The organism is Burkholderia sp. Ac-20392, from assembly GCF_017104585.1.
Lineage (GTDB): Bacteria > Pseudomonadota > Gammaproteobacteria > Burkholderiales > Burkholderiaceae > Burkholderia > Burkholderia lata.
This window is the reverse complement of the sequence record NZ_JAAGPB010000021.1, coordinates 41,493-49,219: the sequence shown is the minus strand read 5'-3', so window position 1 is coordinate 49,219 and position 7,727 is coordinate 41,493. Positions and strand designations below refer to the sequence as shown.

The 7,727-nt window shown below is 61.1% G+C and carries 8 protein-coding genes and 1 pseudogene; 3 read left to right on the top strand and 6 right to left on the bottom strand.

Features of this window, described 5'->3' with window-relative positions:
- The first annotated feature begins 240 nt into the window (after positions 1-240).
- The 3 genes from G3N99_RS05335 to G3N99_RS05325 all read left to right on the top strand — a co-directional run bounded on the left by G3N99_RS05335 (position 241) and on the right by G3N99_RS05325 (position 1,643).
- Complete coding sequence (locus G3N99_RS05335; protein ID WP_206121843.1) at positions 241-768, top strand: IS21 family transposase; 528 nt, start codon at positions 241-243, stop codon at positions 766-768.
- A 56-nt stretch (positions 769-824) separates the two neighbouring features.
- A complete protein-coding gene (locus G3N99_RS05330; protein ID WP_206121842.1) occupies positions 825-1,175 on the top strand; it encodes a hypothetical protein in 351 nt (116 codons plus the stop codon).
- A 132-nt stretch (positions 1,176-1,307) separates the two neighbouring features.
- Positions 1,308-1,643 carry a hypothetical protein gene (locus G3N99_RS05325; protein ID WP_206121841.1) on the top strand — a complete coding sequence of 112 codons (336 nt, stop codon included), beginning with the start codon at positions 1,308-1,310 and terminating at the stop codon, positions 1,641-1,643.
- Here the strand turns inward: G3N99_RS05325 and G3N99_RS05320 are convergent, their stop codons facing one another.
- The 6 genes and pseudogenes from G3N99_RS05320 to G3N99_RS05295 all read right to left on the bottom strand — a co-directional run bounded on the left by G3N99_RS05320 (position 1,644) and on the right by G3N99_RS05295 (position 7,710).
- Complete coding sequence (locus G3N99_RS05320; protein ID WP_206121840.1) at positions 1,644-2,711, bottom strand: phage late control D family protein; 1,068 nt, start codon at positions 2,709-2,711, stop codon at positions 1,644-1,646. It lies immediately after the preceding gene.
- Between the two features lie 320 nt (positions 2,712-3,031).
- Positions 3,032-3,418 (bottom strand): annotated as a pseudogene (locus tag G3N99_RS42515) (phage tail protein); the annotation flags it as partial.
- Between the two features lie 16 nt (positions 3,419-3,434).
- Positions 3,435-6,656: a hypothetical protein gene (locus tag G3N99_RS05310; RefSeq protein WP_206121838.1), complete on the bottom strand. Its 3,222-nt coding sequence runs from the start codon at positions 6,654-6,656 to the stop codon at positions 3,435-3,437.
- A gap of 2 nt (positions 6,657-6,658) precedes the next feature.
- Entirely contained in the window at positions 6,659-6,775 is a 117-nt protein-coding gene (locus G3N99_RS05305) for a GpE family phage tail protein (RefSeq protein WP_091919520.1), read from the bottom strand.
- 8 nt (positions 6,776-6,783) lie between these two features.
- On the bottom strand, positions 6,784-7,137 hold the full coding sequence (locus G3N99_RS05300) for a phage tail assembly protein (protein ID WP_206121837.1): 354 nt from the start codon (positions 7,135-7,137) through the stop codon (positions 6,784-6,786).
- A 63-nt stretch (positions 7,138-7,200) separates the two neighbouring features.
- Entirely contained in the window at positions 7,201-7,710 is a 510-nt protein-coding gene (locus G3N99_RS05295; RefSeq protein WP_091919524.1) for a phage major tail tube protein, read from the bottom strand.
- Positions 7,711-7,727: the final 17 nt, after the last annotated feature.

Genomic DNA, 7,727 nt, shown 5'->3' with positions numbered 1-7,727 from the left:
CCCAGTCGCGTTCATCGCCGGCGCTCCCAAGGGTGCAGACGATCAACCTACAGGCCAAAACACGACATTTTTATTTAGCGGAAACGCGACATCTGAACTTGGGACCTACACACAAACCGCCGATAATTCACGTTATGTCAAGTTGAGTCGCTAGCAAAACCGGTAGTTCTGTCAGGTTGAATGAAACTGTTTGTAAACATACTTACAATCTCTTACACAGTTTCGCATCCCGCAACGCTTATGAATGCCGCCGACCACCGTCACGGCGCGCTGTCCGATTTCCTCGCGCTCACTGACGGTCTGTCCATCGCTCGAATCGCTCAGTCGCTCCGCTGCTGCACTCGCACCGTCCGAAACTACGTCGCCGGTCGTTCGCCGATCCCGTGGCACCGTATCGAGCTTCTTCGCTTGCTCGCGTCCGAAGCCAGCGCGCCGGCCGCCGGTGCTGGCGCCGCGTCGACGGTCGAACAACCCGCCGTCATAGCGAACATCGAGCCCGACCCGGCGTCACCCGACGTTCTTCCCGACGAATTGCTCGCATGGGTCGGCGTCCACGCGTCGCATTTTCTCTCAAGCCAACGCAGCTTCACGCACTACGTGCGAGGCTGGAATATCGTCGACAAGATTCGGCGAGCCAAGCGCGAAGGCACGTTCGCGGCCGTCCTCGCTCAATGGCGCGTCCTGGCGGTCGAGCTTCCGCGCATGTGGCGCAGCGGGCCTTTATGGACGGGTGTCGGTCCGCCTGCTTACCACCGTAGAGAAAGCTAACTGTAACATTGTGTTACGCTGCTGCTTTCATTTCCACAACACAAAAAGGACAATCCATGACCTTTTCCGGGGTACGTCGCACATGCGGTGTGTTTGCTGTCGTCTGCATTTCGGCGTTCGTGACTCAATCCGCGTCAGTGGCTGCGCCGACCGCGTATCACATCAAGGACGGGACGTGGTTCGGTTGCGATACCAAGGACCGTTTCTACAAGATCATGTCTTTCGACAAAGCCGCGTTCAGGAAGGCCGCCGTCAGCGCGATCGAGGCCGGGAATTGCACCCTGTTCCGTACCGGGCAGACGGTCTATCTCGGCGATGTGCCGATCCTTGGCGGTGTGATCCAACTTCGCCGCGAAGGCGAGACAGAGGAATACTGGACGAACCGAGAAGCGATCAGCAGCAAGTAAGCCGCAGGGAAAACACACCACGAAGCCCGCACCAGCGGGCTTTTTCATTTCTGCGCGCCCGCCCGGCGCCGGTCGTTGACACAACGCGGCGACACGCAAATACTGTATATTTATACAGTGCTAGTGCCGACCGTGAACCGCGACGATGACAACGTATGGGAGTTCTTCGTCGAGCGAGCGGCGATCATGGAGTTTGACGCCGGCAAGCGGCGCCACGATGCCGAATTTCACGCCCTCGCCCGCACACGTATGTACTTTGATCCGCGCGGCGTGAACATGCCGCGTATCGGCCTATTCGCGCCATTTTGGAATACTGATTTTGGATGGAGCGACGCAGACGCAAAACCCGTTGTGTTTCCGCATGCGGCAGTGCTCGCGGGAATGGCCGTCGCGGCTTTCGACGAGGCCCGCCGCGTCGGTCGGCCGCATTCGATATTGCACGCGTGGCGGTCGCGTCTCGGGGGGTAGTTACGCGCTACGCTTGCGGAAATGCGTGCGATGCCGATCAGTCGTCGGATCGTCGCGCACTTCCAGTTCGAGCGCAGACGTGAAGCCAGCGTCGCCGGTAATCGTGTGCGTGACTTGCTTCACGAGCCACGGCGTCTCGTCGATATCCGGTTTGAACCCCGCCACGGTCACGGGCATTTCGGGAAACAGGTCGGCACGGCCGAGCGCGAGCGTGTAGGACATAGTCGCCTGACTGCGCTTCACGCGCGCTAGCTCCGCTTGTGCCGCCGCGCGTGCCTCCGTTTCGGTCGCATAGTCTTCGGGTAGCACCTTCACATTCTTGTTGTTCTCTCCGCCGACCACGACAGATTTTCGCTTGCCCTTCGTGTTCGAATGGTAGTGCGCGCGCACGGCTTGATAGCTCTCGCGCTCGGCGATGTGATACCGATGCTGATCGCCTGACGCGCGAGTCAGGTTGAGCACGGCAAGCGCCTTTCCGCTCACGGTCTTTCCCGATCCGATCGGCATGAACAGCAAATTCGAATCCTTGACCGTCATGACCGCGTCGTAACGCTTCGCCAGTCGCGTGAGAAAAGACATATCGCTCTCGTGCGTCTGGTCGATATGCGCGATCCGAATTTGTCCGATCTTCGTCTCGACCTTCGCTTTCAATGCATGGCGGCCGGCGATTGCAGCGACGATGCCCGCGATCGTCACGCCATGCCAACTTTTCTCGCGGCGCTCGTGCATCTTGTTCGTCATCGACGCTGACTTCGCACGGATCGTCAGAATGTCCGGCGCCCCGCTATGCTCGACTTCGTCGACAGTGAACGCCCCTTTGTCGATAAGCGACTCGCCAACCCACCCAATCGACAGTTTGATATCGGCGCCACGCTTCGGAATGGCGAACGTGCCTTTCGTATCGTCCAAGACGAGATCGAGCATATCGGGTTCTTCCGCTCGGGACTCCGACAGCGTCAGACTGATGAGATTCGGCGCGAACAGGCGCGAGATATCGCGCCCGTCGAGCGTGATGCGATAGTCTGCCTGCGGCTGCTTGCGCGCGGGCTGCGTCGTTGCTTCCGTCATGCGTCCCCCGACACCTTGCCAAGCACGAACTGCACGACGCTGCCGATCGAATCGCCGTTCATCGTCGAAATCTGCCGCGCTGCCTTGATTGCCTCGTCGAGTTCAAGCCCGGTTGCCGTCGACAAGCCTTTGACTGCTGCTGCGGCGGCTTGCGGCGCCATGCTGCCGATGACACCGATCGCGGCCGATTTGATCGAATTGATCGACAGGTTCTTGACGTTGTCGACGACGGTCGTCGCAACCTTCACGACCTGGCGCACGTCGTTCAACAGTTCCTTTGCCGAATTCCCTGACTCGCTGCCGTCGCCCTGTGTGGCCGCGAGCGTCTCGTCGGTCACGCGCTTCAACGTCAGGTTGAATTCGATTTTCTTGGCGATGCCGGCCGGCGTGTGATACGTCGCCGTTTCGTTTAGGCTCTCGATGATGTATGCGCCGTAGATCGTTCCCGATCCGTCGACGAGCGCATATGCATCGCCGACATCGCCCATACGGGCCAGCTCGTCGAGCGACGCGATCGCGCCGACGCCATTCTCGGCCGCAACCATACCGTTAAGCGTAATCGTGTCGTCGCCCGCGCCGGTGTACTGACTGGCGTCGCGTGTTCCAACCCGCGAGCTTGTGCGGTGCTTCCAGTTCCGTTGTCGTTGCAGTTCCTTGTACGGCGCAGTCTGCAAGCTGAAAACGAACTGATCGAGTGACAGCATCATGGCCTTCGTTCCCCTATCAATCAGACAGCCGCGCGCCGATGCGCGACTGCTTCGCGCGCTCGTGCCGTTCCAGTTCTGCGCGCACCATGCGGCCTATTTCCGCCGCGTCCATACCCGGCTGCGGATAGATGTTGATGGTGATCGGCCCCGACGCGACAGCACTATCCGCGGTCGATGACGATGCGGCCAGCGGCGGGCGCCGATCGATCGGCACGGTCGGCCGCACGAGCGCGGTGTCGGCCGCGAGTGCCGGCATCCCGAATGACGTTGTCGCAACAGTCGCGAGCGCGACGGCCGCACGCGCTACCTTCCCCTGCCCGCCTTCCATGCCGATCGCTGCGCCTTCGCTGACGAATCCGCCCAGCTCCCCGAAAACGCGGCTTGGGCTATGAATCCCGAGCTTTTCTTTGAACCACGACACGGTCGAATCCGCGACGCCCGTAATGGCGTCTTTCACCGAGCCGAGCCCGTTTTTGATGCCATTGACGAGGCCCGACATGATGTTTGCGCCGAATTCGACGAAGCGGCCGGCAGCTTCGGCCGCAACGACGACGATGTTCGCGAGCCATGCGCCGAAGCCCTTGCCTGCGTTGGTCGCGGCGTCGAGGCTTTCCTTACTGGTATCGACCGGCCCCAACAGACGTTTGATCCAGCCCCACACATTCCCGATTGCGTCCACGAGCCAATCGAACACGGGTTTCAACGGAGCGAACATGCTGCCGAGGACACCGAACACGCGACCGAAAAGCGGCGCGAGCGGCCTAAGCCCTTCCGTCAGCCCTTGCCAGAAGCCAGAGAAAAACGCCTTGATCGGCTCCCAATATCGGACGATCAGCAGCGCGGCGACCGCGATCGCGGTAATGACGAGCCCAATAGGGTTCATCAGTGCGAGTCGACCGACAAACATCAGCGTTTGCCCGAGCCCCGCGAATGCGGCTGCTACGCCGCTGATCGCGCTGGCGGCGCCGCCCTTGATGAGACTGACGCCGCCCTTTGCAGCATCGGCCGCGACGCCTGACGCGCCGCGCCGCGCGACGTACTGCCGCGCCATCGTCCAACGTGACGCGGCCGCCGCGCGCGTGGCGGCCATCTGCGCTGCTACTGCGCGCCAGAGTTGAACCGTGTACTGTCGCGCGGCGCCGATGCCATCCTTGAGCGCCGTCCCGGCGGATACGCCCCACTTTTTTACAGATTCCTTCGCTGCTTGGCACGCGGCCGGCACGCGCTGACCGACGGATTTCACATAGTCGCGAACGGTTGTCCAGGCGCCGCGCGGTGACGATGCCTGCCACGCCCTCGACAGTGCGCCGCGAATGCGCGTCGCGCCGGCTTGCGCCGAATTGCCGGCGCCCGACGCGGCGCCCGACATGCGACGGAACGCGCCGGCGCTGTTGTCGAGCACGCGCGACAGGATGCCGCCGCGCATGCCGAGCGTCGTCATGCTGAAACGCAGCACGGCCAACGGCCCCAGCACGCCGGCGAGCACGATCACGAGCGACCCGGCCACGACGAGCAGCGCACCGAATGCGGCCGCAACCGACAGGATGATTTTCGCGGCGGTCTGATGCCGCTTGATCGCGCCGAGCAGCCGCTCGAGAATTGCCCGCGTCTTGTCCAATGCCGCGTTGTACATCGGTGCGATGCTCTCGCCGATTTCGGTTCGAACGTTTCTCAACTGCGATAGGACGTCGATTTCCTTGCCATTAATTTGCTCTTTTGCAAGTCGGTGCGCATCGTCGATGCCGTAGGCGCCTTTGTTCAGGCGTTCATTTTTATGAATCTGGTCACGCTGCATGTACATGGTCGTGAACAGATTCGATGCCGTCCGGTTGGTGAAGATCGTCGAAATCATGTCTTTCACCTTGTCCGGATCAGTGATCCCCTTCGCGGCCAGCTTCGGCAGGAACACTTTTTCGAGCCATTCGAGCGGCGACGCCTTGAACAGATCGCCGCCGGTCAGCGCTCCCGGCTTGATTTCCTTGATCGTCCCGATTTTCGTATCGACAACCTTTTTCCGATCGAGCAGCCCGAGCGCGATCATCTGGTTCGCGGCCCGCTTCGTCGTCTTACCTTGGTACGCGTTACTGTAGGCCGACATAAGGCCCGTGCCGACGCCATGGCCGCCCATTTCCTGAATGAGCGGTTCCATCTGGTAATAGAACGCGTCCTGCCGCATCTGCTTCGCTGCAACGCCGCCGGTCTGGATGAAGTTGCGCCACTCGTCGCCGCCGACGCGGCCGCCGGTCGCCGACAGGACTTTTTGCACCATGTTCGCTTCGTTCTTGAACGTCGCTTCGTCTTTCGTGCCGCCGCGCAGCTCGATCACTTTCAGCATGTTCATGAACTTCTCTTCGTTCGCATGCGCGTCTTCCGCACCGAACAATGTGTCGTTCGCAAACTTCATTTTCGACAGCGTCGGCATCACCATTTGCGCGTGATGCTCGTCGGCGAAGATGGAAAGCGCGTCACGCATCAACGTCATGTTGTCGGACGTGCTGACGCCCATCGTGTTCATAGCGCGAACGTATTTTTCAGCATCCTTCGTCGCTTGATCGCCAAGCCCGAACGCCGTGATGCGCGCGCGCTCGTTCTGCATTTTCTTCGCTTCGTCGAGGGTGCCGACCAGATCGCCGAGGATATGCCCGCCGGCTGACTTCGCCGCGTAGCCGCCGACGGCCATCCCTGCCGCGACGCCCTGCATGGCCTGCATTTTCGACCGTGCTGCGCCTACGCGTCTTTCGCGGTCAGCCAGCTCGCCGAGTCTGCGCATTTGGTCGCTGATCGTCGCGTTTGTCGACGCCATGCTCGCGCGCAAATCGCGCTCGTGCTGCGATAGGTTTCTGGTGTTGATGCCGGCACCGGCAAGCTGATCGCGCAACGCCTTCACGCGTGCGGATTGCTTCTCGTGTTCGGCCGACAGCCGCGCGGCGGCTTGCTTCGCCTTGTCGAAGTCCGCGATCATCTGCCGCGACGGCGGGCCGAACGCACGCAGCGACCCAGCCAGCTCCGAGACTCGACCACGCGCCGCGCCTAGCTGCGACGCGGTCGCGGCGAGCCCCGTGCGCATCTGCCGAAACTCGCCGACGCTCTTTTGCGTCTTCCCCATTTCGGCCAGCTCGCGGCGCGTCTCTTTCAGCGAACTGGCAAGCCCCTTGTTACCGGCCAGCATATTTTTAAGGGGCTTCGTCATGTTGTCGATCATGTCGAACACGACGCGAAGTTTCAGGGCGTTGTCCATCGTTACTCGCTTCCGTTGCGAACACGCGCGCGCTCGCGCCAGTCCATCAGTTCAGTCAGCGTGAATGCGTCCATCATCGGCGGTGTCCAACCGCCGAACACGGTCGCGATATCCGCCATCGCGTCTTCTATTCGGTCTGGTAGCCCAGTTTCGATTTCACGGCCTTCGGCATCAAAAAACCAGCGAAGATACCTCCCAATTGAACGAGGTCGGCCGGGTCGATATTGGCCACATCGGCTTCCGTCAGCGTCGGTGCGCTGATGCGCGGCAGCACCTTCGAAAGCGCGACAACGTCGAGGTTCACGAGGTCGGACAGCGACACGCCGCGCAGCTCGCCCGACTTCGGCTTGCGCAGTGTGATGCGGTCGATCGTCTGGCTTCCGCGCACGAGCGGCGTGTCGAGCGTGAGCGTGTTCGGGTCATCCTGGCTTTGCGCTTCCGGCAGTACGGTTTCCGTGTTTGCGGCTTGGTTCGTTTTCATGGTGTTCCTCTCGAATGATCGATAGATGACTGCCTCGCCGGTAGCTCCGGCCGAGGCAAAAAGTTACAGCCCGATTGCCGTGCGCAGCGTCGCGAGCAGGTCGCTACCGTTGATCCGCTCGATCATGTTGACGAAGTCGATTTCGATGATTTCCTCGCCGTTGATCGACAGCTTGTAGTAGCTCGCGACCGTCGTCACCTTGAACGAGGTGTCTTCCTTCGCCTTCGCCGATCCCGGATCGATTTCGCTATGCCGGCCCTTGATAACGATCTCGATCGAATCGACACTCGCCGAGTCTTCGGCCTGATAGCCGCCGGCGAAGCGCAGCAGCACGCCGTCGTGCTGCGTGATGCCGTACTGCTGCAACACGCTCTTCATGAAGCCGCCGGCAGTCCATTCCATCTGAATGCCTTCGTTGCCGAAATCGACCTTGATCGGGCCGCCCATGCCGCCGCCCTGCCAGTCTTCCATCTTGCGCGTCAGCTTCGGTAGCGTGACTTCCGCAACCTGCCCGACGAAGTTCTCGCCGTTCTGGAACAGGTTGAATCCCTTGAGTTTTCGCGGCAATGCCATATTCGTTTACTCCTGTA

Excerpts from the sequence above, each read along its gene's own strand:
- G3N99_RS05310 (WP_206121838.1), bottom strand. The coding sequence starts at position 6,656 with ATGGACAACGCCCTGAAACTTCGCGTCGTGTTCGACATGATCGACAAC.
- G3N99_RS05330 (WP_206121842.1), top strand. The coding sequence starts at position 825 with ATGACCTTTTCCGGGGTACGTCGCACATGCGGTGTGTTTGCTGTCGTC.
- G3N99_RS05320 (WP_206121840.1), bottom strand. The coding sequence starts at position 2,711 with ATGACGGAAGCAACGACGCAGCCCGCGCGCAAGCAGCCGCAGGCAGAC.
- G3N99_RS05305 (WP_091919520.1), bottom strand. The coding sequence starts at position 6,775 with ATGGCGGATATCGCGACCGTGTTCGGCGGTTGGACACCGCCGATGATG.
- G3N99_RS05335 (WP_206121843.1), top strand. The coding sequence starts at position 241 with ATGAATGCCGCCGACCACCGTCACGGCGCGCTGTCCGATTTCCTCGCG.
- G3N99_RS05295 (WP_091919524.1), bottom strand. The coding sequence starts at position 7,710 with ATGGCATTGCCGCGAAAACTCAAGGGATTCAACCTGTTCCAGAACGGC.
- G3N99_RS05300 (WP_206121837.1), bottom strand. The coding sequence starts at position 7,137 with ATGAAAACGAACCAAGCCGCAAACACGGAAACCGTACTGCCGGAAGCG.